Origin of the sequence: Fuerstiella marisgermanici (assembly GCF_001983935.1) — a bacterium.
Classification (GTDB): domain Bacteria; phylum Planctomycetota; class Planctomycetia; order Planctomycetales; family Planctomycetaceae; genus Fuerstiella; species Fuerstiella marisgermanici.
In genome coordinates this window covers 8,006,366-8,028,924 of the sequence record NZ_CP017641.1, presented here as the reverse complement: position 1 = coordinate 8,028,924, position 22,559 = coordinate 8,006,366, and the positions used below count along the sequence as shown (strand labels likewise).

18 protein-coding genes are annotated in these 22,559 nt (G+C 57.3%); 10 read left to right on the top strand and 8 right to left on the bottom strand.

The window, feature by feature from the left end; all coding sequences use genetic code 11:
- Positions 1 to 68: 68 nt before the first annotated feature.
- The 4 genes from Fuma_RS30335 to Fuma_RS30310 all read right to left on the bottom strand — a co-directional run bounded on the left by Fuma_RS30335 (position 69) and on the right by Fuma_RS30310 (position 5,948).
- Positions 69 to 947 (bottom strand): IS3 family transposase, encoded by an 879-nt coding sequence (locus tag Fuma_RS30335; protein WP_077022414.1) that lies wholly within the window; start codon positions 945 to 947, stop codon positions 69 to 71.
- Entirely contained in the window at positions 944 to 1,246 is a 303-nt protein-coding gene (locus tag Fuma_RS30330; protein ID WP_077023269.1) for a transposase, read from the bottom strand. The genes Fuma_RS30335 and Fuma_RS30330 overlap by 4 nt, the downstream gene beginning before the upstream one ends.
- A 782-nt stretch (positions 1,247 to 2,028) precedes the next feature.
- A complete protein-coding gene (locus tag Fuma_RS30320; RefSeq protein WP_077027419.1) occupies positions 2,029 to 2,682 on the bottom strand; it encodes a hypothetical protein in 654 nt (217 codons plus the stop codon).
- 2,009 nt (positions 2,683 to 4,691) lie between these two features.
- Complete coding sequence (locus Fuma_RS30310; RefSeq protein ID WP_145944464.1) at positions 4,692 to 5,948, bottom strand: hypothetical protein; 1,257 nt, start codon at positions 5,946 to 5,948, stop codon at positions 4,692 to 4,694.
- Between the two features lie 343 nt (positions 5,949 to 6,291).
- Here Fuma_RS30310 and Fuma_RS30305 point away from each other — a divergent pair, with 343 nt between their 5' ends.
- The 4 genes from Fuma_RS30305 to Fuma_RS30290 all read left to right on the top strand — a co-directional run bounded on the left by Fuma_RS30305 (position 6,292) and on the right by Fuma_RS30290 (position 9,305).
- Positions 6,292 to 7,119 carry a ParA family protein gene (locus Fuma_RS30305; RefSeq protein ID WP_077028649.1) on the top strand — a complete coding sequence of 276 codons (828 nt, stop codon included), beginning with the start codon at positions 6,292 to 6,294 and terminating at the stop codon, positions 7,117 to 7,119.
- Positions 7,116 to 8,045 (top strand): ParB/RepB/Spo0J family partition protein, encoded by a 930-nt coding sequence (locus Fuma_RS30300; RefSeq protein ID WP_077027416.1) that lies wholly within the window; start codon positions 7,116 to 7,118, stop codon positions 8,043 to 8,045. Before Fuma_RS30305 ends, Fuma_RS30300 begins: the two co-directional genes overlap by 4 nt.
- Before the next feature lie 112 nt (positions 8,046 to 8,157).
- Entirely contained in the window at positions 8,158 to 8,394 is a 237-nt protein-coding gene (locus tag Fuma_RS30295; RefSeq protein WP_145944463.1) for a hypothetical protein, read from the top strand.
- Positions 8,395 to 8,405: 11 nt separating this feature from the next.
- Entirely contained in the window at positions 8,406 to 9,305 is a 900-nt protein-coding gene (locus tag Fuma_RS30290; protein ID WP_145944462.1) for a hypothetical protein, read from the top strand.
- A 979-nt stretch (positions 9,306 to 10,284) separates the two neighbouring features.
- On the opposite strand, the gene Fuma_RS30285 is transcribed toward Fuma_RS30290, so the two are convergent.
- Both Fuma_RS30285 and Fuma_RS30280 read right to left on the bottom strand, forming a co-directional pair.
- A complete protein-coding gene (locus tag Fuma_RS30285; protein ID WP_077027413.1) occupies positions 10,285 to 11,484 on the bottom strand; it encodes a hypothetical protein in 1,200 nt (399 codons plus the stop codon).
- Positions 11,481 to 12,941: a hypothetical protein gene (locus Fuma_RS30280; RefSeq protein WP_077027412.1), complete on the bottom strand. Its 1,461-nt coding sequence runs from the start codon at positions 12,939 to 12,941 to the stop codon at positions 11,481 to 11,483. Before Fuma_RS30280 ends, Fuma_RS30285 begins: the two co-directional genes overlap by 4 nt.
- A gap of 322 nt (positions 12,942 to 13,263) precedes the next feature.
- On the opposite strand from Fuma_RS30280, the gene Fuma_RS30270 reads away from it, so the two are divergent.
- A complete protein-coding gene (locus Fuma_RS30270) occupies positions 13,264 to 14,298 on the top strand; it encodes a protein kinase domain-containing protein (protein ID WP_077027410.1) in 1,035 nt (344 codons plus the stop codon).
- Between the two features lie 31 nt (positions 14,299 to 14,329).
- Here the strand turns inward: Fuma_RS30270 and Fuma_RS30265 are convergent, their stop codons facing one another.
- Together Fuma_RS30265 and Fuma_RS30260 are read right to left on the bottom strand one after the other, a co-directional pair.
- Positions 14,330 to 15,382 (bottom strand): PD-(D/E)XK nuclease family protein, encoded by a 1,053-nt coding sequence (locus tag Fuma_RS30265; RefSeq protein WP_077027409.1) that lies wholly within the window; start codon positions 15,380 to 15,382, stop codon positions 14,330 to 14,332.
- A gap of 57 nt (positions 15,383 to 15,439) precedes the next feature.
- Positions 15,440 to 16,546 carry a protein kinase domain-containing protein gene (locus Fuma_RS30260; RefSeq protein ID WP_077027408.1) on the bottom strand — a complete coding sequence of 369 codons (1,107 nt, stop codon included), beginning with the start codon at positions 16,544 to 16,546 and terminating at the stop codon, positions 15,440 to 15,442.
- A gap of 438 nt (positions 16,547 to 16,984) precedes the next feature.
- Here Fuma_RS30260 and Fuma_RS30255 point away from each other — a divergent pair, with 438 nt between their 5' ends.
- The 5 genes from Fuma_RS30255 (at position 16,985) to Fuma_RS30230 (ending at position 22,459) form a co-directional block, all read left to right on the top strand.
- Positions 16,985 to 17,800 carry a hypothetical protein gene (locus Fuma_RS30255; protein WP_145944461.1) on the top strand — a complete coding sequence of 272 codons (816 nt, stop codon included), beginning with the start codon at positions 16,985 to 16,987 and terminating at the stop codon, positions 17,798 to 17,800.
- Entirely contained in the window at positions 17,800 to 18,612 is an 813-nt protein-coding gene (locus Fuma_RS30250; RefSeq protein ID WP_077027406.1) for a hypothetical protein, read from the top strand. The genes Fuma_RS30255 and Fuma_RS30250 overlap by 1 nt, the downstream gene beginning before the upstream one ends.
- Positions 18,609 to 21,293 (top strand): type IV secretory system conjugative DNA transfer family protein, encoded by a 2,685-nt coding sequence (locus tag Fuma_RS30245; RefSeq protein WP_077027405.1) that lies wholly within the window; start codon positions 18,609 to 18,611, stop codon positions 21,291 to 21,293. Before Fuma_RS30250 ends, Fuma_RS30245 begins: the two co-directional genes overlap by 4 nt.
- A 300-nt stretch (positions 21,294 to 21,593) precedes the next feature.
- Positions 21,594 to 21,938, top strand: a complete 345-nt coding sequence (locus Fuma_RS30240) for a hypothetical protein (protein ID WP_077027404.1) — start codon at positions 21,594 to 21,596, stop codon at positions 21,936 to 21,938.
- A 230-nt stretch (positions 21,939 to 22,168) separates the two neighbouring features.
- Positions 22,169 to 22,459 (top strand): SH3 domain-containing protein, encoded by a 291-nt coding sequence (locus tag Fuma_RS30230; protein ID WP_077027402.1) that lies wholly within the window; start codon positions 22,169 to 22,171, stop codon positions 22,457 to 22,459.
- Positions 22,460 to 22,559 lie beyond the last annotated feature (100 nt).

Below are 22,559 nucleotides of genomic sequence, written 5' to 3'. Positions count from 1 at the left end.
CTCTGAAACCGCTTGCTTTTGCGACGGGAAGGCTGAGGTGGTACAGGTTTCAGGGACAGGTCATTCTCTTATTTTGGGAGATTGATGATCTGTTCGAACTGAGCTGGCGACCTGTAATCGAGGCTGGAGTGTCTGCGTTCGTGAACGTAGTAGCGGACGTATTTTGACATCTCTCTTCTTGCCTCTGCCTTGCTTTGGTAATCGGTCATTTCGAGTTCGTTCTTGATCGTTCCGAAGCAGCTTTCCATGGATGCGTTGTCATAACAGTTGTCAGCACGGCTCATGCTTTGTGTGATTGCTGCCCGACGAAGAATTGATCGGTATTCATTGCCAGCGTACTGGCCGCCTCGATCCGTGTGGTGAATCAATCCAACGTCAGGCTGTCGTTCTTTGATGCTCGAACGCAGTGCTTTGAGGACCAGCTGTTCCGTCATGTTGTTATCCAGATGCCAACCAACGATCCGCCGGGAAAACAGATCCATCAGCATCGCCATGTAGCAAAACGTCCCGTCAGTCAGCGGGATGTAGGTAATGTCTCCAACCCAAATTTGATTGATCGTTGTTGGGGCGTCCGCATCGAGCAACAGGTTCGGCGAATAGCCCAGTCGATGACGGCTGTCTGTCGTTTTTGGAACGAACGACTTCGGCTGAATTGCCTTTAATTTAAGGGCTTTCATGACATTCGAGACCTTCCTGCGATCACAGGGAAGTCCCATTTCCTTGAGGTCTTCGGCAATGCGACGAGCCCCGTAGCGGCGGCGGTGACACTTAAAGATGACTCTTATCAACGGAGCCAGTTGAGCATCCTGTTCTTCAAAGATCGTGGGCTCAGCAGTCTGCCAGGCATAAAACGAAGTTCGGTTCACACCGAGATGACGACAGACTTCGGCCACGTTTCCATGACCTTCCTGAACAATCGCTTCAACGGCCGCATAGACGTCAGCTATTCGTTGCGGCCGAAAATAGCCAACGCTTTTTTTAGTATGTCCCTCTCACGTTCGACACGCCGCAGATCGGCTTCGAGGTCCTTGACCTTAGCCTCCAAAGAGCTTGCCACTGGACCACTTTGTTCCAGCTGCTCCTGTTTCCAGCGATACAAAACGTTGACGTTTGAAATGCCCAACCGGTCCACAACCTGAGGAGCCGTGTACCCATCCAGAAGCAGCTGCACGGCTTCTTCTTTGAACTCATCCGTGTACTGACGGCGAGACGATTTCTTGACTGATGTTTTTTTCTTCCGAGACATCCTGAGGTCCTTTCTACGGACTCAAAATAAGAGATTCACGTGTCCCTGAAACCTGTACCACCTCAGGCTCTGTGTCATCGTGCAGGTTCGGCGGCACGAGACGCAGTTATTCTCTTCAATCCATACAACGCCCTGTTCTTCGATATGCGGAATGCTCCGTTCCACAGCAGTACGGATTTCAACTGAGGCGGGCGCAGTGAATTCAGCGCTTTCCCAAACGAACGCTGCAACCAAAACAACCCCGATTGACAACATCTTTGATTGCTCCCGTTCACCGCAATAGTCGGACCGCCAACTCTGCGTGAACTGATGGCGCACAAAAAGGACTCTGTTCAACGTCGTCGAACATTTGAATCTCCCCCCCAACCGGATGCAGTAGACGATTCGCACTTCTTTTCCTGCTCTTTCCAGTGACCAATCAGTCGGTGATAGCTTGATGAAGCCTTGGTTCATCAAGAGTCCGCCTCGGGGATCCGGGAGGGACTTGTACTGATTCTCCGTCCGAAATCGGTCTCCTACTGCGACTTTGCCGCGACCACACCTCCGATGACAAGCCGCTTGGCTGCAAAGAAACCCATCTCGCCTACTCGGGGTCACTGGTGCTCTAGCTAACTAATGACGAACCGTCCTAAGTCACGAACGCTGGCTTGCTGGGAGACCGCGGATCGATTTTGCTTAACTGCCTACGGTGATCAGGACCGCTGCTGGAAACGGCATTTCTGGGCTGCCGTTCGATCCAAATTGTACGCGTATATTCAGGCGGCCAGTCATCTCATCAGGTATCACGCCAAGTCGAACGGCTTCACGATACTTCGCTTGAGCCGGATCATGTCTGCTGACATCTGCGACTTGCCCGAGGTTTTTCGCTGCCTGTTGACCGCTCGAACAATGTGCAGTTTCTGCCGTCGAACTGGTGCATAGGGCTCCCAGGGAATATTGCTGAGCGCTTCAGTCAGGAATTGTTCGTTCCGGCGATTGGCAATGTCCTCGAACCAGCTTTTAAGTGCCCGATACTTTTCCTGATCAATCTGCACGTGGGCATGCCAACGGGGATCTTTCTCTCCTTTGCGAGTTCGACCACCGGGGCGGTAGCTGATGGAGTAGCCTTTGTAACGCAGGGGAACTCGGCGGATATCGCGGATCTGTCCGGATTCCTCGGTGTAGAAGGCGTGATTGCCTTTGCTGGCGAGCAGCACGAAGAAGTGTTCATGACGAAGATAGTGCAGGTTTGCCAGACCAAGCTGCTTGTTGCGGGCGCGTCTCCATTCGGTGCAGTCGATACCGTATCGGTCAATCAGTTTGCGGTCGACGGATTTCGGATCTTTGTTGTCGGGGATCACTCCCGTGACGTACCACCAGAAACCATGTCGCAAATAGCAGCAGGCAATCTGCTGGACGAATCCGGTGACAGATGTTGTGACGCATCGATATTCCATGTTGCCTCGCTGCAAGGGCCACCCATCGCGGGTCGCCCTGAAAATTCAGTGGTGTTTGCGGCACACCACTGCGAAAGCCGGAGACGAATGTCTCGATTGCTGAAGATCGTCAGCATGAAAAAACCAAGGGGCGTTACCAGGAACCCCCAGGAGCAGTGAATTGCGAAGGCACGAGTCGAAGTCAGCGCGGTCGCACTTACTTCTTCTTGTGCACCCGCGCAATCCATACTGCCCGTGGTACAGAAAACCGTTGCTGCAACTCAGGAATTCGCCAGAACACCATCGCTGCTGCCTTTCGTCTGATTGATGTAAGATCGTCACTCCAGCAGAATTCTCCCGAACTCTGCCCGAGTCACTGGATGACTGCTGCGCCAGCAGCAACAGAAACGCCGCCCGAGGCCGAAGCCTCGGACAGCCTTCTGCAGAAAAACATGAACAGCTTTGGAAGACCGGCATTCGCCGGATTCCTCAAGCCCGTCAGCCCTTTCGTCGTTGCGTGTGCCGCGAACGGCACAGATCCGGCACCACCCGGAATCGCAAACGGGTTCCCACTGCCCTGCAGGAAACACCGCCGGTTTCGTGGAATCATTCCACACAAAACCGCTGTCTAATCAGGCCACACTCCCAAACTACAGCATTTGAAACACGTCGAAGATCAGTCGACGCACCGGTGAGCCTGCACCGGCCGCTGTAGTCCTTCCCGCGTTAGTCGCAGTCTTCATTGTGTGAGTCACGTCGCTATCTGCTGTTACGCAGAAGACACCGCTGCCGTATGTCCGTCTCTCCCGAGTCGGCATAGTTTCCGGTTGGCTCCGCAATACGGAGACACCGATTTCTGGGGACCGAAGTAAGAAGCATCCCCTTACCCGTCGGCAACGGGTTTTCGCCGTTTGGCACCGTCTCTCACACAATTTACCGGCAAGCGATTACTCGCCTTTCATGGTTGAGCTCTTCGCAGCCGCCTGATTTGCAGGCGGTCCCCGGTGGAATCAGCACCGGTTTCGACTGTCACCAGCCGAAAGCTCCCCACGCCGGCCGACGTTGAACGCCCCTGATGTCAGGGCCGAACCCCGTGGACGGGATTGTTCTCACTCACACGACAAACTCACAGACTTACGTCCGGATTCCGCCGGGTCAATAAGAAGACACCCGCTTTGATCTGCGACGACCTGTGTTGAAAAAACAATCACAGGCTTTTCCGCGTCGCCCTGCTTCCAGCAACGAATGATACCCATTCACCAAACTCGCCGCTCAAAGCCTTCAATCTTCTTCCTGGCTTACAACGGCCAGAAAGAACATCGAAGATGTTATCGGATCGAATGTCGGGATTGGTCTGTGGATGAAATGAGTTCATCGACAGGGATTACTCCGACAAGCCTCCGTCGAACCGGACAAGCCCGTCTCCAGGCATCCGGCTCTACGGGCACGACACTGTCAGCAGGCAAACGCTGACCCCTTAGCTCGAATGGTGAGTTCGAGTTTACCGAGTGTGTCGCGCTGTTCATGCAATCTCAGTCAGCGATGGCTGTCAGCAACTTCCTGCCGCCAATGTCCACCGAATCCTCTGCAATCAGGTGATGCTCCGAATCGGACATCACAGGCCGACGCTACCGTACTGGCGGCGCAATGGAAAGCTGTGCGGTAGAGACTGATACAGGCATGAGAAGCAGACCATTTCAATGTCGGATTTCGGCTGTGGATAACGGAGTCCCATGACATCGGGACACGTGGACTTTGCGTCATCGCAAGGAGGCACAATGCGTGGACTTCGCGTCATCGAAAGCGTCCCGACACGTGGACTTTGCGTCATCGTCGGGGCGTTTTCATCGTTGATAAACAGGCAGAATCATTACCAATTTCCACGTCGAGTTGCGGCTGTACAAAGTACTGATCCAAAGAGTACTCGTAAGCAAAGAGAGAACTTGCTTGTGGATAAGTTTCTTTGAAGGGAGTGCAGGCGACGGAATCTGCAATCGCACGACCGGTGAACGGCATCCTGTCGTACGCTTCTATTCGGTGATGTTGAGCAGTTCCGAAATTCGGACAGGCGGCTGATGGCGATCCTCATTTTCCCTATTGCCGTTGGATGATCGCACCAGCTTTCGAAGCAGAGGCGACGTCGCTGTGGATTGATGCTGTTCCTGTTTCTGAATTTCCCGCCACCAGTCCGGCGGTGCGTATTCACCAGAGGCCGCTTTGCTGAGGTGATGCATCAGAAATGCCTGCGGGCTGCGTTTGAAATGCTTTGCACCGAAGCGTTCCTGAGCGGCAATCGTGATGTCGATCCATTCCCGCAGCAGGGAAGGGCGATAGCGGCGCGTGATGTGCCCCGCATCGCGACTTTCGAACCCCAGTGATATCAGGGCCTCGGTCAGCGGCGAACTCGCGACTGAGAGCTGCCTGCGGCCTTGTCGTCGATTCTCAAAATACGGTCCGCGATCAAAGCGAACCATGGAAATGCCGCGGTCCTTCGGCCAAACAGCATTCGCAATGACGCCCGTGTCGGCCAACGGTTCGACTGTTTGCCGGAGCTTTCGATTGAGAATTCCGTTGGTCAGCCCACCGGAAAACCCGAGTGTGTGAACGGCCAGCTGTCGCACCGCGAATTCCGGAGAGGTACGGCGGCGAAAGAACACCTTGTGTAACAGTAGAAACAGCCGTCTCGCGGCGGGACTCAGTGTGCGATACGTTTCGAGATCAAACAGCAGGCTGCCCTTCGCCGCAGTACAGAATTCAAAGAACACCGGATCCCAGTAAAAGTGCCACAGCCGATCGGATGTCGTGGAATGCGGCAGACGATAGCTCAGAAATCCGAACGACACGCTGGCGTGCTCGCCACGGACCGGGTCATAGAACGCATCGTTTTCATAGGAAACGGAACTCAGGCGACGGAGCGTCTGACGAAACAGCTGATAGTTTTTACCACCACGTCGTCCCCTGGCATCAATCACACCGAGCTGCCGCAAACAGTAGTGCGGTGTGGCGGCAAAGTGCGGGTCTGGCTGCGACTGTCGTAGTGTGAGAGCCAGTAATCCCCATAACGTGAATTCATCGGCAGGCGACAGTCCCAGCGGCAGGTGCAGTTTGGCCGTGGCCGTACAGCGTTGTCCGGCGGCGGTGGTATAGCGATAGCAGGCCTCATGGGCGAGACCTTCGGTCAGTGACGTTTTCGTATCCAGCGGACACAGACTGTGTTCGAGCAGCGAGAGCTGCGCCAATCCGGCCGACGATGATGCTGTTTGGCGACGATTCTTTGTTCGTTTCACGATAAGCAGTGACCGGGAAGGCACCAGCCAGCAGCGAATTCGAGGCAGGCACCGGCCTGCAGCGGATTCGAGCTGACGCTCGGAAGAGGATTGTCCGCTCCCGTTGGTCGCTCCATGCATTGTTCAATCAACGGCGAAGAGCGTGGCAAAACTGTCATCTCTTCAACCGTCCCTGTTGTCTGATGTGTGTACCACGAATTGTGCGATCTGCCAACGAATTGTTTCACCGGGTCGCAACAACAGCGTTGACGAAAACGGAGTGCTGTGGCAGGTTGGAGTGAATGATTTCAGGCACCTGGCGGCGATTGCAACATGCAATCGCCAATGGACTTCATGGAGAACGATGCCCACGACAATCTGTGTCATCAATCAGAAGGGGGGATGTGGTAAGAGCACAACCTGCTTCCATCTGGCGGGAGCTCTGGCATCGGCAGGTCGGCGCACGTTACTGCTGGACGTGGATCCACAGGGATCGCTCAGTCAGGGTTTCCTTGGATCCGTGGCCGTCGAAACGCTGCCTGCTGACGAGACCATGGCCGCACTGTTCGGTGAGAATCGGAATTATCGATCAGCGACGCAGCTGATTCGTGCGTCCGGCTTCGAAAACATCAGTCTCGTTCCCGCCAATCAGCATCTGGCGGCATTCAATACACCGTATCCCGAACAACTGGGATTAAGGCAGTTTGCGCTGCGAGAATTCCTGTCGACGGCGACGGACTTTGACGTCGTGCTGATCGACTGTCCTCCGAATCTGTATCGCTGCAGCTGGTCAGCGCTGCTGGCGGCGGACGAAGTCGTAATTCCTGTGCCGCCTGAGGACTTTGGAACCCAGGGGCTGGTGGCCGTACATCAAACGATTCGATGGGCTCAGCAGTTGAACCCGGAGCTGCGGTTGCTCGGGCATCTGGTCACTCGGCGTGATCAACGACTGCTGATTCATCGGATGTATGAAGACCGCATCCGCCTGCTGTATCCGGATACCGTGCTGAAGTCGGTGCTTCCGGAAGCAGCTGCCTTCAAAGTTTCGCTGGCGGGACGCACGCCCGTGGAGTTTGATCAGCCGCGTTCGGTGGCGGCTCAAATGACACGTCTACTGGCCGATGAACTGCTGGCATGTTCCGCTCGCGAAATGGATGGACAAACGATGCACACAGGAGGTTTAATGCGATGAGTACCACACGCCGAAAACTGGATGCCCTGCGGGCACAGGTGGATGAATCCATGGGACAGCGAACTCTGCGGGCGACGGGAGGCGATACCGAACCGAGTCATCCACCACAGTTCAGTCCGGTGCCTTCGGAGAAAGATATCGGTCGCCGATCAAAATTGTCTTTGGGAACGCTGGACCTGAATCGCGTGATTCCGGACCCGAACCAGCCGCGGCGACAGTTCGACAATGACGAGCTGGCTCGGTTGGCGGAAAGTCTGCAGCAAACCGGACAGTTGCAACCCATTCGCGTTCGCTGGGACGAAGAGCAAAAAAGCTGGATCATCATTTCGGGCGAACGACGCTACCGGGCGGCCCGCCTGGCTGGTCTGAAAACAATTGACTGTTCCTTCCACGAAAACGATCTGACGAATTCAGCGACGCTCGAACAACAGCTGGTGGAAAACCTGCAGCGGGAAGATCTGACGCCGCTCGAAGAAGCCGAGGCGTACACTCAGTTGATGCAGATCAACGACTGGAACGGGAAACAGCTGGCCGCTGCCCTGCATATTTCTCCGTCGCGAATCACACGTGCCATGGCTCTATTGAGTCTGCCCGACGATGTTCAGCAGCAGGTCCAAACAGGCGACCTTGCGGCGGCAACGGCTTACGAACTGACCAAGGTCAGCGATCCTTTAGAGCAGAGGAATCTAGCGTCCCAGGCCGTTGAAGGACGAATGACGCAGCGCGACATTGCTGCCACACTCAAGGCGCAGCGCCGCCAGAAACGTCGCTCTTCGACGGGAGTCAACCTGACCTTCCTTGCAGACAACGGATTGCGTGTGCAGGTCCGTTCGCCGCGGCGGCAGACTTATCCGGACGTGCTGGAAGCCCTGCAGCAGGCGGTGGAAGACGTACAGCTTCGGATTGACAGCCGGGTCTTCCTGTAGACCATCATCGACACCAGCGGAAGCCGCTCCATATATCACGAGCGACAGCACAAATTCGCTGTAGACCACGGCCCGCTTTACTTTCGTGTGCCAGCTGTGGTACAGCAAAGAGATGTTACAGTCATTTGTTGGAATCATCGATGAACGCGGACTCCGCATGCTGACGCCGGAGCCGGATGAGCCGTATCGGTTCCGCCGTCTTCGGAACCACGCCCCCGGTGCAATCTGGGCGGTCTTGGACAGTGCGAATCTGCCACCGATTCAGGAAGCTCTGATGTGCGGCGAACGTGAACGAGCGCTGCAGCTGCTGTCTGACCATGCTCGTTCGCTGGGCTCCCTGCTGGATTGAGGCGGACTGCGATGAAGCTCTGCTCCTTCCCGCTGCGCCTCCCGAAACCCCAACGCCTGTCCGTTCGTAGCGGGCTGCTGATGACGATCCTGTTTCTTACGGTGCTGCTGACGGCAGCCACGACGGTGGAACTGCAACTCCTGTGGCTCGGTCTGCTGATGTGCGTGGCGATTGTGCTGCAATGGCATGACGAACCCCGCATTCGGGAGACCCTGCCTCGGGTCGTGAAGCAGCAGTTGCAACTGGCGACGGATGACGGCCTGCAGAACGTTCACCAGCAGATGATCACAGAACTGATCCGTGTTGGGGAATGTTCGGATCCGCTGTTCCGTGGCCTCGCCGATGAACAACTCCAACGTGCGGTTCATAACCTGCAGACCCTGGGCCGGTTAACAGTAGAATACGATTCTACGGAAGCATGGCGTGTCGCGTATGAGCAATTGCTGCGCAGTCCCGGTCTGTATCAATATCGTTCGGTGTCGCATGTGGAAACTCAAAACTACTGGCAGGATGGTCCCGCACGGCAAAGCACGTTGCTGAATATGGAATTGCAGCAGTCCGGCATGGTGATCATTGAACGCATCGTCATCGTGGCCTCACATCTTTGGCCAAAGGATGCCGACGTTCCGGAAGAACCGTTGCATTCCTGGATCGACGAACAGGCCCGCGCCGGGATTCAGATTCGACTGGTTCGTGAACGGGATCTGGCGGATGAACGAGAACTCGTGAACGACTTTGGCATCTATGGCAGCCGGGCGGTCGGCCTGCAGCGTGTCGATGCCGCAGGACGGACATCGCAGTTTCGCCTGAGCTTCAACTTCGAAGACGTCTGTCGCGCCGAACGCTGCTGGCAACAACTCCTCCTCCACACAAGCAGGCACCGGGCAGGCACCGGCCTGCAGCGGGTTTGAGCTAACGCTCAGAAGAGAAGTTGTCGCTCTCGTTGTTCGCTTGCCGGAAAAAATTCTACGCGCCCCTTATTCTTATTCCCCTCCGCGACCAACGGGAGCCCCTTGGCGATTGTGCGTTCAATGACTTCCCGCTCTCCACGCCACCCGCTGCAGGCCGGTGCATGCCCTGCAGCGGGTTTGAGCTAACGCTCAGAAGAGAAGTTGGCGCTCTCGTTGTTCGCTTGCCGGAACAAATTCTACATGCGCCTTATTCCCCTCCGCGACCAACGGGAGCAACTCGGCGGCGCGACGATCCATGTCCTGACGCCCACCACGCCACCCGCTGCAGGCCGGTGCCTGCCCTGCAGCGGGTTTGAGCTAACGCTCAGAAGAGAAGACGTCGCTCACGTTGTTCGCTTGCCAGGACAAATTCTACGCGCCCCTTATTCCCCTCCGCGACCAACGGGAGCAACTCGGCGGCGCGACGATCCATGTCCTGACGCCCACCACGCCACCCGCTGCAGGCCGGTGCCTGCCCTGCAGCGGGTTTGAGCTAACGCTCAGAAGAGAAGACGTCGCTCACGTTGTTCGCTTGCCAGGACAAATTCTACGCGCCCCTTATTCCCCTCCGCGACCAACGGGAGCAACTCGGCGGCGCGACGTTCCACGTCCTGCCGCCCACCACGCCACCCGCTGCAGGCCGGTGCCTGCTGGACCGGTCGCAGGCTGGGACCGGTCCAGTGGGGGATTTCAACGTGGCCGGGGAGATGTGAAGCGGGTGGCCATGTGGTTGGCCATGTTGAGATGGGAATTCGGCCGAGAAATCACGGGATGGAGAGGATTTCTGACAAGGGAGGTCAGAAACGGGATGAAGGCAGTCCCCCTTTGCTGAGAGACCGCCTTCACCTGCAGAGTCAGTGGTACGCCGAATCCGCCCATGGATCGGACCGGTCGCAGCCTGCGACCGGTCCGGTGCTGAGCCCACCTGGTTCGTTGAGATTTATCGCAGAACACAGCGATGAACCGGCTGACATCGGTGGCGGCATCGGCAGCACGGTCCGCACCGGCAGCGGGTCTGAATTGTTTGTGTTCCTGTTTGCGAAACCGGGACGGGCGGACGAACGATCGGAGGGGCGGGTGCGGCTGGCACGGTGCGCGAGTCCTCCGCGACAGGGTCCGTTTGTCGCTCAACGGGGGCCGGCGGCGAGACCATGTGTTGTGACCAATCCGGATTGTAAGGCTTGAGCCGGGACAGCACGCTGCGATGAGCCAGCATTGTCCTTCCTGGTGGAGCGTCACGTCGCTGTTTCGGCGACTTCGATGGCGGCTCAGAAGCTTCGGGCGGTGCTTCTGATTTGGCAGGACCGGTGTCCGCTGGCACGGCGGCGGTTGACGACGCCGCCCGACGTTTCTGTTCGAGCCGCCAGCGTGACATGGCATCGCGCAGGATTTCTTCACCAGGTTCCTGAGACCGCGACTCGCGCATCATTCGTCGCAGCTCGGCCAGACTGTCTTCGTACTCGCGCACGGCTTCCGAGATGTGACCGTTCATCGAAACCAGTCGCGTTTGAAAACGTTCGCCAGGTTCGTAAGGCACTTTGTCCTGATCTTCCAGCATCGCAATAAACTGCGACAGCGGTTCCAGTCGTTCGGTCAGCTCTTCCACATCTCGCTGAGACAGCCGCGGCTGGTCAGCGAGCAGGACGTACTGCTCCAGCAGATCGCGACCCGCTGCGATCTGTTGGCCGGTCCTGTCCGACAGCAATTCTGAGTTGATGTCGTCCCATTCCCGCGTCAGGTCTCGGAGAGTCACCAGCTGATCCTGCAGGGCTCGGAGTTCATACCGCGTGCCCACCAGATCGGAACGACTGAGCGCCTTGTCCTCAGCAACTCTCAGGTCGGCTGTGAAGCGTTCAAAGCGACTGTCGAAGAACTCCATGTTTCTGACCAGCCGGTCTTCGGCTTCTTCCAGTCTGGTCGTCGCCGCCACACTCTCCAGCGGCACTGGCTCAATTGGAACATCGAAACTCGGCTCTTCCGTCAAAGGTTGGGAGACGGACGTCAGGACATCATGAGTCGTGCGTTTGGTCTCTTCCGGCACGATAAGCGGAACCGCATAGCACAGAAAGAGGGCCACGAAGAAGGCGAATACCGGCATAACAATGCTCTGCAAATCGCGTGGTGGCGCGGTGGTCGTCATGCCGCACCTCCAATTCGACGCGCTTTGTGAATCATCGTAGCCGCTCCGCCGATCGGAACGAGAGCAACAATCGCAAGAACGGGCTTGTGTAAGGACCATGCCGCCATCAGGAAACCGATGGCCATCACCGTCAGAATTACGCTGCCTGTGAGGTAGATAGGCCGAACCTTCAATTGGGCGAGCGGGATCATTCCGCTTCCGCCCGACAGATAGCGGTAGGTCGTTGGCAGGCAGGTCAGCGGCAGGAGTACAACGGCCATGGCACCGGAAAGTTTCCCGGCAGAACGCAGCATGAACATTCCAAACAGTGCGGCAGCGATGCCAGCCACCATGGCGATCAAGCGATGATCGGGTGCGGTCGCTGCGGACGATGTTGGTTGCCAGAGCTGATCGCTGCTCCGGCGAACGCGATTCTGAATTTCGCCCTGATGAGCTCGTTCGTCCCACCCCATCAGCACGTAGTGTCCGAAAATAGTGAGCGCCGGATCAAAGTGAGGCTGGATGCGTTGTTTGCAGAAGCGTTCCTGCCAGTGATGCTCGACACGGATTAGCTCCATCCAGTCTTCCCGGATCTTTTCCCCTTCCACCACCTGCAATTCCGGACGGAGCCAGGTCGGACACTGTCGGATACACTCCCGGGCGACGCGTGGCAGCACCAGATCCGGATGATCGGCAGCGCAGGACTTCGCTTCGATCAGCAGCTCCGTTTTCCGAGTCACGCTGTGAACATGGCGACCAGTCAGTTCTTCGATAACTTCCGTGCCCAGTCGGGTTTTGCCGTTGCGGGACATCGGCACCTGTTGACGTTCGGTCGACCGGCCGTCCACCACAGATGTCAGCTGATGCTCGTAGAAATGAAAGCGACACGTGCGGTCGCCAAACCATTCCAACAGCCCCACCACGCGCAGATCTGACAACTGGTCCAGGTCCTGCTGCATGGCCTCCACGAAACTCGAAACCACCGTGCGAATCGTTTCCTGCAGTGTTTGATACACATGCACCGGAGGCTGCTCGACCAGGTCGCCGTTCAGCACACCACGATCATCGACCATGACAGCGGATTCATGTCCCATCACCTGCAGGGCCTGATCGAGGGCCTGCTGCTGCTGGCGTTTCGAAACATTTTGTCCGGCAACGGCAGTGAGGTTGGCCTTTCGGACCTGCTTCAGAAACCGACGCCATTGCGTGGCCATGGTTTCCAGCAGCACCATATCGCTGCAGTAGGCCCGCACGATTTCACTGCTGCCGCGGAATGTGTCCGGATGACGCGTCGGGAACGACAGCATCGACAGAATCCGTTTGCTTAACGACCTCGTCGGAGAATCCGGTTCCGGCGGCGGCGCGTTGGGTGATGACAGGGCACGCCTACAGGTCAGCGGATACGTTCGGCCACGGAGGTTGATATTCAGCTCGCGTGTGGTTTCAGAATCGTGAGAATGAGGGGCGGTGTTGACCATCAAAGAGTCTCCTTTGCAAACAGGCCGCAAGTTGGAAAAAAACCTTGTTTGAACACAACGTGTGCGGCGTCCCGTCGTCGTTCGTGACAGACAGCATGCGTCATCTCTCAACAACTTCCAAAAATCGTTTCTGCTTGTGTCCACTTATGAGACGGACGTGCGCTGAGGGGCCGATTCCTCGCGGGACGTTGCGACGTGTCTTTGGCAGCCGGAGCGTTTGTCACGGGCAGACACAACCGAAAAGAAAATTTGACGGATGTCGTCAACTCGTTCACGATCCCGGCCCATTTCTGTTCGCGTCACCTGAGTCAAGGAGCTGAACATGAGTCATCAGAATTCGACCTTCCGTTTTCGTGGTCGCCGGTATCAAGTGCAGGGCCGGATCACGGTGCGTCACCGCACGTACGGCCTGCTGCAGTTGCTGAGTCGACGCGGGTCCGCGTCCATTGTCAGGGACGACTGTGATCGAGGTTGCGAAGAACGCTGGCTGGTTTCCGAGCTCGGTCAGAAGACGCTGCGGGAACTGCGTTCGTTGCAGGTGCTGCCCGAACGCCTGTCGCGGCAGAAACTCCGTGTCCTGCAGCAGCTGACAGATGCCAATCCGTTTGCGGCAGCGATCATCGATTGCGAGCGACGCGATCACATGACGTTGATCGTCTCTCAGTGGATTCCGGGAGAATCACTCAGCGAATGGCTGCGGCGACAAACAGGAAGTCGTCGTCGTGTCAGTCTGCACGAAGCACTGCGACTGTACCGCGGCCTGGTTCGAGCGCTCAGTGGCTTTCATCGGACGACCGGACTGGTGCACGGCGATATCCATCCGGATAATTTTGTGATGGGCAGCCGCTCAAAATGGCTGATTCCGATCGATTACGGATCCGCCTGGCATGCACTGGACGCGATGTCCCAACGCCAGACGCAGGGATTTCGCGCCTTGTGGGCGGCACCGGAGATCAATCTGGGGAAGATCGGGGATCAGCGATCGGATCAGTTTTCCGCCACCTTATTGCTGTTCGTGATGCTGACCGGCGAACTGCCTTTCGATCGACTGGGGGGGCGAGCCGCGTGTTTTGCGAATCCGGATTCTGAGCCATTCTGGGAACGACCGACGGACGTGATTCTGCGTTACCATTCCATTTCCCATTCCGCCACTGGTTCCCTGAGCCGCTTTCTGGACCAGGTCCTGGCAGCAGATCCGCAGGAGCGTTTCGCGACGGACGCCGCCTGGATGTCCGCCACGGAGCAGCTGTTCCGTCAGTTGACCGAGAGCTCGCGAAAGGGATCGCTGTTTGACCAGTTGTTAAAGATGTTGCGCACTCTGCGAAATCGTGGACGTGACATCAGTTCGATCGAGTAGGGCCGTCAGTCCATTCGGCAGTGTCGTGTTGTCAGTGAGGGATCCCCAGTTCCACCACCTGCTGGTGTGGCGGCATCCAGTGAAAGCGGTCTCCGCAGTGAGCGTGGTACCGCCTTCCATCGGAGCCAATGTTCGCTCGGGGGACCAGTCCGGTTTGTTCTCTCTGGATCAGTGATTCGGCCGTGTCCACCGACAGAGGCTTGCCGAATGGACACTTGCGGCACAGGTACGGTTTGGGCGGAGGCGGTGACTGATCGAGTTCCCGGTAGTGACGAGCCGTCCGGCGGGCATCGATCAGGTTCAGGCTCAGCAGGTCAAACGACTCCCGGTTGAATTTGATCGCCACGCAGTCAAAGGTTCCTGCATTCAGCACGAGTCCATAGCGAGCGATGCCGTTGGTCTGACGTTGCAGCAGCAGACAGTAGACGGCGATGCGTACAAAGTGCTGTGGAAAGAGGCGCGTGCTGTCGCCACGTTTCAGAAACACGGGCACGTATTCGTTCCCGCGTTGCAGGAGTTTGAAGGGTTGGCCTGCCAGGTGCAGCTCGTCGTCCTGCAGCCCTCCGACCGTCGACGCACTGACGAAGCCCGCTCGATGGAAGTGCCACCAGTGAATGGCTTCCGGCTCCGGATTGACAGGATCGGGCAGCGTGGCATCCCCCATGCGAGAACGCCAGTATTGTCGGTACCAGAAGAGCAGCTGTCCGGCATCCGAGATGCCAAGGATCAGAAAACCGGCGGAGGACAGGAGTGCCATCAGCCAGGTGAGCCCGTTATTTTGAAAGGTGGTCGCGCGCAACAGGGTCATCACCATACAGGCCATGCCCCATGACACCACGCGGACGCTGTAGACGTGCAGGTACCGCTGAATGGCGTCAGGATCGTATTCCGGTTGATAGTCGAGGGGCGGAACATGATTGTCATCCTGACCGTGATCGGCCGCTTCGAGGTGTGTCGTGTTCAGTCCGGCGCGGTCACAGAACGTGTACTCGCTGAGTTCATGGGCTCCCAGCCAGGGATCGTGGGGCTGCGCCAGAAGGGAGGAAATGTCGGGCCGGTAGGGAGGAACGGTGTCAGTCGTCATAACGTGCTTTCCGAATGAAGATTGCGAAGAGAGAAGACAGGAATGGTTTGCCGACGCTCAGTCTGCCGGGTGGTTTTCATTCGCAATACGGCCCATCCGCTCCCATGCGCCGAGGGCCTCAGAGATTGAGGGACGGGTTCGGTAGCCGGCAAAGGTGGCGCGGCCCAGCATTTCCTGAATCTCGGGCGGGTACATCGGAATCACATCGCACATCCGATTGAGGCTTTCCGGCGGCACTTTTCCCGTAGCGACGTACAGAAAAATTCTGCCCCAGCTATAGACGTCGACGGCCTCCCATGCTTCTGTGTCAGGGATCTGAGACCACGGCATACCGCCCAGCTCCGGTGCCAGCCATGGACTCTTCGGTAACTTTTCGGGAACAACGGTCGGGTGTTCACCGAGCAGCTTGCAGAGTTCCAGGTCCGTCAGCAGGACGTGGCCATCAGGCTGTATCAGAATGGAATCGGGGGTGAGTCCCCGCCGTATGATTTTTCGCTGGTGCAGTACTCGCAGTGCCTGAGCGACCTGCTTCATGATGTTCAGCGTCTCCTTCAGCGGCAGACCGGCGCCATGGATCGCTTCCTGCTGCACATACTCGGTCAGTGTCAAACTATCGTCGTAATCGTCGACCACCCAGAAGTGGTGAGCACCGTTGAGGCCACAGTCGGTTCGGTCCGGGAAGGACCGATGACGCCGGAGTCGTTCGAGCACATCCGGATGTCGTTTCAAAGCAGGTTCGATGCGCTCGCGATCAGCATCACTGAACTGACTCAGGTCATAGCATTTCCCGCGACCACGGCGCCCTGCGGTCGTGCAGTGTTTCAGCATCTGGATGCGATACTGCAGACCGTTGCCGGCCGTGATCCATTCCGAAGGTGGGCCTTCGGCAATCCAGGATGCCAGACAGACCACGTTTTTCGAGTCCGGCTGCGACGTGTCGCCGTACATCAAGTTGCGCCAGACTTCGCCTCCCACGGGCAGGCCCAGGACGGCGAGGAATCTAGCGAGAGTGGCTTCCTGAACCCGCTTGCCGTTCCGAAGTTTGCGGACCAGTCTGGGGTCCATTCCGGCAGCTTTAAAATCTGCCATTCGGAGCTGACTCTCATGAATCAGCGAAAGGATCAGAGCTTTATCCGCGATCACGAAGCCATCAGGAGTTCGCATGACACACCTTTCGAGTTCTCACAGCGTGGAGGAGAGGGCGGCTACAGTTTGCGAGTTGCCGCCAGAAACTCAGAAAAATGTTCCCGGTTGTGTCCCGTTCTGCCCGGTTGTGTCATCGCTTGTGACACGCGACTGCGCGCAGAATGCGTGCGTCTCGGGGAGAACTCAAGGGACGCGAGCGACGGACGGACCGTCACTGTTTCGCAGACTGAGGTCTCGAATCAACAGGGAACAGCAGCAGCACAGGCTCGCGCAATGAAGAGTCGAACTCTCATCACGCCACCATCGGTGTCGAGTGTCAGGTGAGACAAACTCACCCGCACGTAGCGCGTGGGTGGGAATCACATGTGACTTGCCTGGCCACAAACGAAACACACCTCGTAACCCGGAATGGCTCTGAACGGATTCGGTCACGAAAGAAATCACACGGACTTGTCCATGCGAATCACAGAAATCCAACTGGCGATCCTGGAACTGCTGACGTGGCACGTGCGCGCGGCGACAGACAGCCAGATTCAGCAGGTGCTGAACGATCAGTCCATACCCGGACACGCGTCAGCCGTTCTCAGACGACTGACAAAGGACGGCTGGATCCATCGTCGACGGATCAACGTGGCCGTTCCCGTGTTGTCGAAACCGTTGTGCTCCTGGTCCCCGAATCAGTCAAAACCAAACTTCGCAATTCTGGCGTGGCAGTTGTTCGTGCGGCACACAAACAACGGCCGGTGCTCTTCGTCCTCGTGTTACACGGACCACGGGGAAATCAATCCTCGTCAACCGTGTCACCCTACGCAGTCTCTCAGCATATCGCAGTCTGTTCGAACGGGCAAAGCTGTCCACCGCGAACCGTGTCGGTTCTCCACAGACCAAACGCCTGCTCTCGATTCCCTGACTCTCGTCAGACGGAATCAAGCCTGTCGTCGGCCGCGTCTCGTGAACTGGGCCGCCCCCAAAGCTGCACACCTGACAGCAGGTGTCAGCGGCTGGGGACGCCAGCCTCTGCAGATCGAACATGATCTCGGAACGACAGCGATGTACGTCTCGTCCCGGCCCTACCAGTCAGAAGTGATCTGGTACGGAGAAGATATTGTCCGCCGCCGGTTTTCCGGTGTCAAGAAAAAGGTGCCGGATGCGCTCCTCGTGGATCGTCGGGACAACATTCTAAAGGTGATGGAGTTCGGCGGACAGTACTCGCGCAAACGGCTGGAAGACTTCCATCGCACATGGCAGCCGTACCCCTGGGAGATCTGGTAATGCCTCGTCGCCGTACCCGTCGAATCACCGGTCGCGACCGCCGGATCCTGAACCATCTGGCCGAATTTCATTCGGCCACGGTCGACGTGCTGCATCGCCGCTTCTTTGCCGAAAAAAAAGTGGAAGCCGTGCGTTCCACGCTGCGCCGCCTGTCCACAGGACCGCACCAGGTGGTGCAGTCTGTACCGCTGGACGGTCGCCGGGCGTGGTACCAGCTGACGCCGCAGGGAGCCCGATTTGTGGGACACAAGTCCTACGATTGCCGGACACTCGGGCTGCATGCCACTGCCCGTCAATTTGCCTTGCAGTGGTTTCTGTTCCTCGCTGAGGAAGACTTGCGTCTGGTCAACCTCCACGATTTTCCGGACCTGTTTCCGGTTCGTGGCCACCGCCTGCCGCAGGGCCGGTTTTACTTTCGTACTCAGTCGGGCATCGAACCAACGTCATCCACGAAGACAGAAGAGCGTCGCACGTCGACCGTGCAGAGGCTGGGCTATCTGGCGTTTGATTTCGGGGGTCGTCCGCTGCGAATTGCCCAACGCCTGCAGCAGACGCTACGGCGTTTTCTGATGCACGGTTGGTTCGACAGTTTGATTCAGGACGGACAGTTCGAAGTCACACTGCTCACGATCAACGCTTCTCGTCGTCGCAGCTATGACCATACGCTGCCCGACATGCTGCACCGAAATCTGGCCACACAATTGGCTCGATTTCACACGGCAGATTCGAAACTCCCGTCTCTCGCCTTTCCCGTGACATCACGATCCGTGCCCGGATTGCACGACATCATTTACGGAAGGTCGCCCCAATGACCATCACCCTCGCACCACGCAACATTCGGGAACGCGCCGATATTGTGGACAGCCAGCTACTGCCTGGCGGCCCGTGTGATCTTAACTTCCGTCATCGCGGGATCGTCTTTGGTGATGGACTGTTCGTGTTCTGGTTTGGTCGCCTCGCGGGAGCGGTCTGGTTTCTGTCCATCATTCTCTGGCTCCTGCGTCTGACCACGATTTCTCCAACGGTCATCGTAGTCGGCAGTCTACTCGGCGGCGTCATCGTCACGGTTGCACGGCTGCGTCCACGCAGTGAATGGGCGGCAATCCGGGCCGGTATCCGATTTGCGATCGTGGTTGCCGCAACAGGTGCTTTGACGGTGGCTGTGTTGAAACGTTCGGTCGAATGGATTGCTGTGACCTCTCAACTGATGGGGTGGTTGTTCTGCCTTCTGATCCTGACGCAGCGAATCGCCGAAAATTCCGTGTCATGGATTACCGCACATCCTCGGGTTCCCCATCGATTGATGATGCTCGGACGACTGTTATGGCGAGACCGCTTCGTGACGCGAATTCGCCTCGCAGATGTTGCCAGGGACGCTGAAGAAGCCGACCTCCTGTCACGACTGCGGTGCGGTTGGGGACTGATCTGTCGCAGTTTTTGGGTGGTGCTGCTTGTGCTCGCGCTGTTGGATCCCCGACGCTATGACCCAGCCTCCGCGTCGCTGCGGCTGATGGCGGGATTGTGGGGCCTGCAGCTGCTGATGTTGTGGGCCAATCAACTCCTCTATCCGGGCGTCCTTTCGGCAGCGATCGAATATCTGCGTCGTTGGTTGTTTGTGGACATCCCGGCCGATGCTCCGCCGAATGTGTGGCGCAGCCCCTTCGGTTCTTCAACCGTCCGTCGCCGTTATGTTCTGGGGAATGCACTCGTGCTCGCCTTTTCCATGACCGGGCTCGAGCTGTGTCATGCGTCTGTTATCAAGGAACTGCCACCGTCAACAATCCTGGTTTTGACTCTCCGCCACGCGTTGCTGATAGCACTGGCTGTGGGGCTGATGTTACTCACGATCCTGAATCTGACGGGGCCGGTAATCTGGCAGTATCGGCGTCTGTTTCAGACGCCGGATTCCCCGCTGCTGGATCCGACGTGGACCGCCTTCGATGGCTACAACGACCGCCTGCGTTACAGCACCAATGCAATCGAGCAGTCCTGCTATTACAAAGGAATTCACCCCGACAGTGGCTTTCCGATTCTTGTGGATCGCAAACTGCTGTTTGAACACCAGCTCATCCTGGGAGCGACCGGAAGCGGCAAAACGGCCCTTGGTCTGCTCGGGCAAATCGGTCAGCTGATTCGTCGCCGTGACGGCGCCGTCATCATCCTCGACTGCAAAGGTGATCAGGACATGTTTGAAACGGCCCGACGGGAAGCCGAACGTGTCGGAGCCAAATTCAAGTGGTTCACCAATAAGCCGCTGCATTCCACCTACATCTTCAATCCCGTCAATCAGGCCCAACTGACGCGACTCACGATGCCGCAGATCGTTGGTCAGTTCATGATGTCACTGAACATGCATCATGGAGCGGACTATGGGCGAGCGTGGTTCAGCATGTCATCAAGAATGCTGTTTCAGGAGGCTCTGCGAGACATTCATCAGAATTCTCCCGCCGGCCGTCCATTCTCTTTCCGCGAAATAGAAACCGTGCTGCGTCGCATCGCGGCTACGGAAAAAGAGTTTCAGGCGGCTCAACATCTGGCCTTTGTTATCTCCAATCTGGCTCAGTTTGAACAGCTGAACCTGTCACCCGCTCACCCCGCAAATCCCCATGTCATCCGCAACGGGATTCATATGCCGGATGTGCTGGCTCAAAAGCAGGTCATCTACTTCAACCTGATCGGGACTCTCGACATGGCCACCGTCGGCGAAATCGCACGACTGGCCATCTACTCGGCTGACAGCGCGGCCATGGACCTGTTTGACCGGACCGGCCGACAACCGGGCGTTCATCTCATCATTGATGAAGCTCAGATGGTCATGGCACAGAATTTTCCGGCCATCATGACGCAGGGCCGCTCGCATGGTGTTGCGTTTACCCTGGCGTTGCAGACACTCTCACAACTGGCACCGCCTGGTGGAGCAGATCTGCGCCAGCTGGTGCTGGATAACACGGTCAGTCAACAGTACTTCTCGGCACGTGACCCGGAATCGATCCGTCATCTGATGAAGATCAGTGGTGAGACGGGCTACTACGGAGCGTCCTGGAAACAATTCTCTTCACACGTGCAGGACGGCATCGTGAACATGGCCCATGCCGTCTATGATCCGGCACGGGAGCCGGAACCCGTGATCGACATCACGCAGGAGGTCGGCCCGCGACTGTCCGCCGAAGATATCGCGGACATCAGCCGGAATCCGCGACAGTGCATCATGAGTATGGGGCGTGCGGAAGGCTACACCAGCTATCGAGGAGCGTTCCCGGTTCAGGTGGACTTCACCATGACGGAACAGGAGTATCAGGAACGAGCTCAAACCAGATGGCCGGAACTGTCGAGAGACACCATCGAGCTGGCACCGTTCTGGCCGGAACCCAACGCACACACGGTCGTCCCCACCACACATCCGGGACTCACAGGCCCCGTGGCAGCATCTCCCGATGAAATGACTGAAGACAAACTGGCTGAACTGCGACGCCGGCTGTTCGGCAAAGATTAGCTCGTCCGTTCACGCGGGCCGTTGGACGGACAACAACGAAATCATCCTCATCCTCCCTCTTTCGTCCGGGAGTGTAAATCAACTGACGAAGGATTCAGACGTGTTCTGAATCGACGATTGTGGCGTGTCCGCAATCATCTTCGCTGACTTTATCAGCGGGGAGTTCGAGCGTGTCTCGAACTCCTTTTTCTTCCTGTTCGAAGAGACTCCAGCCGCTGACAGTGGTGATCGCGTGCGGTCTTCACTGTCTATGGATAATCAGCTTCTGCTGTAAGCAGAAGTCACAAACTGGAGGCCGTTATGGCACTCAAACACAAGGAAGAACACTTTACCCGCTGGACTCATGTTGAGAACGGACAGGTCCTCAACCGTCGGTTGCACCGCATTGAGGTGCAGGCCAACGATGGGCGTCTGTACGTGATCAAAGGGGACAGGTTACCGGATTTTATCCAGACCTGTACTGGTGTTGGACACAAGGGCACTCATCTGGCCCAGATCCTGTTCAACCCCAATCGACAGCCGAAACAATTCGGACTGTCGGATCCTGAACCATGGCCCAGCAGCCGGGACGTCCTGATGGCCGTCATCGGTGTTATGTCGTTCATCTTTCTGCGCTACGCATTCAGACTGATCGGCCTCGCATAACGCGAGTGGGAATCAACGGTTTCACCGCCGTTGGTTCCTTTTCTGCGATGTCCGCATCGCATCATCCGTCCCGCCTGGACGCGACAAAATTGGCGAACGCTCATGCCTCCGTTTCCGCCGCCGTGTGCTGGTCCGACGTCATCGATATCGGCTCATCAGACGGGGAACGAAACAGTCAGTCAGAAGCCCCGTGCTGTTCCTTCGACTGACCTTATCCAAGGAGAAACATCATGTGCAAACCCATTGTGATTCGCAGACAACGTTTTCGTTTCGGTTCGATCTACATCACCTGCAACGCGCAGGAGCGGTTGAACGGAGATGACATTCGCAATGCCCTGAGTCGGCACCTGAGTGGTGACTGGGGTGACGTCTGCGACGAAGACCGGCAGGAGAACGAACTGTCTTTGCGAGAAGGCTTTCGACTGTTGTCGGTGTACCACGCCAGCGACGGCACGAAGTTCTGGGTCATCACGGAAGCCGACCGGTCCTCCACAACTGTTCTGCTTCCGGAAGACTACTAACAAGGGCGTTCGCCCTTGCCCCGGTGGCGTGGCGAGTGGCAGGACGTGGAACGTCGCGCCGCCAAGTTGCTCCCGTTGGTCGCGGAGGGGAAATCTCTCC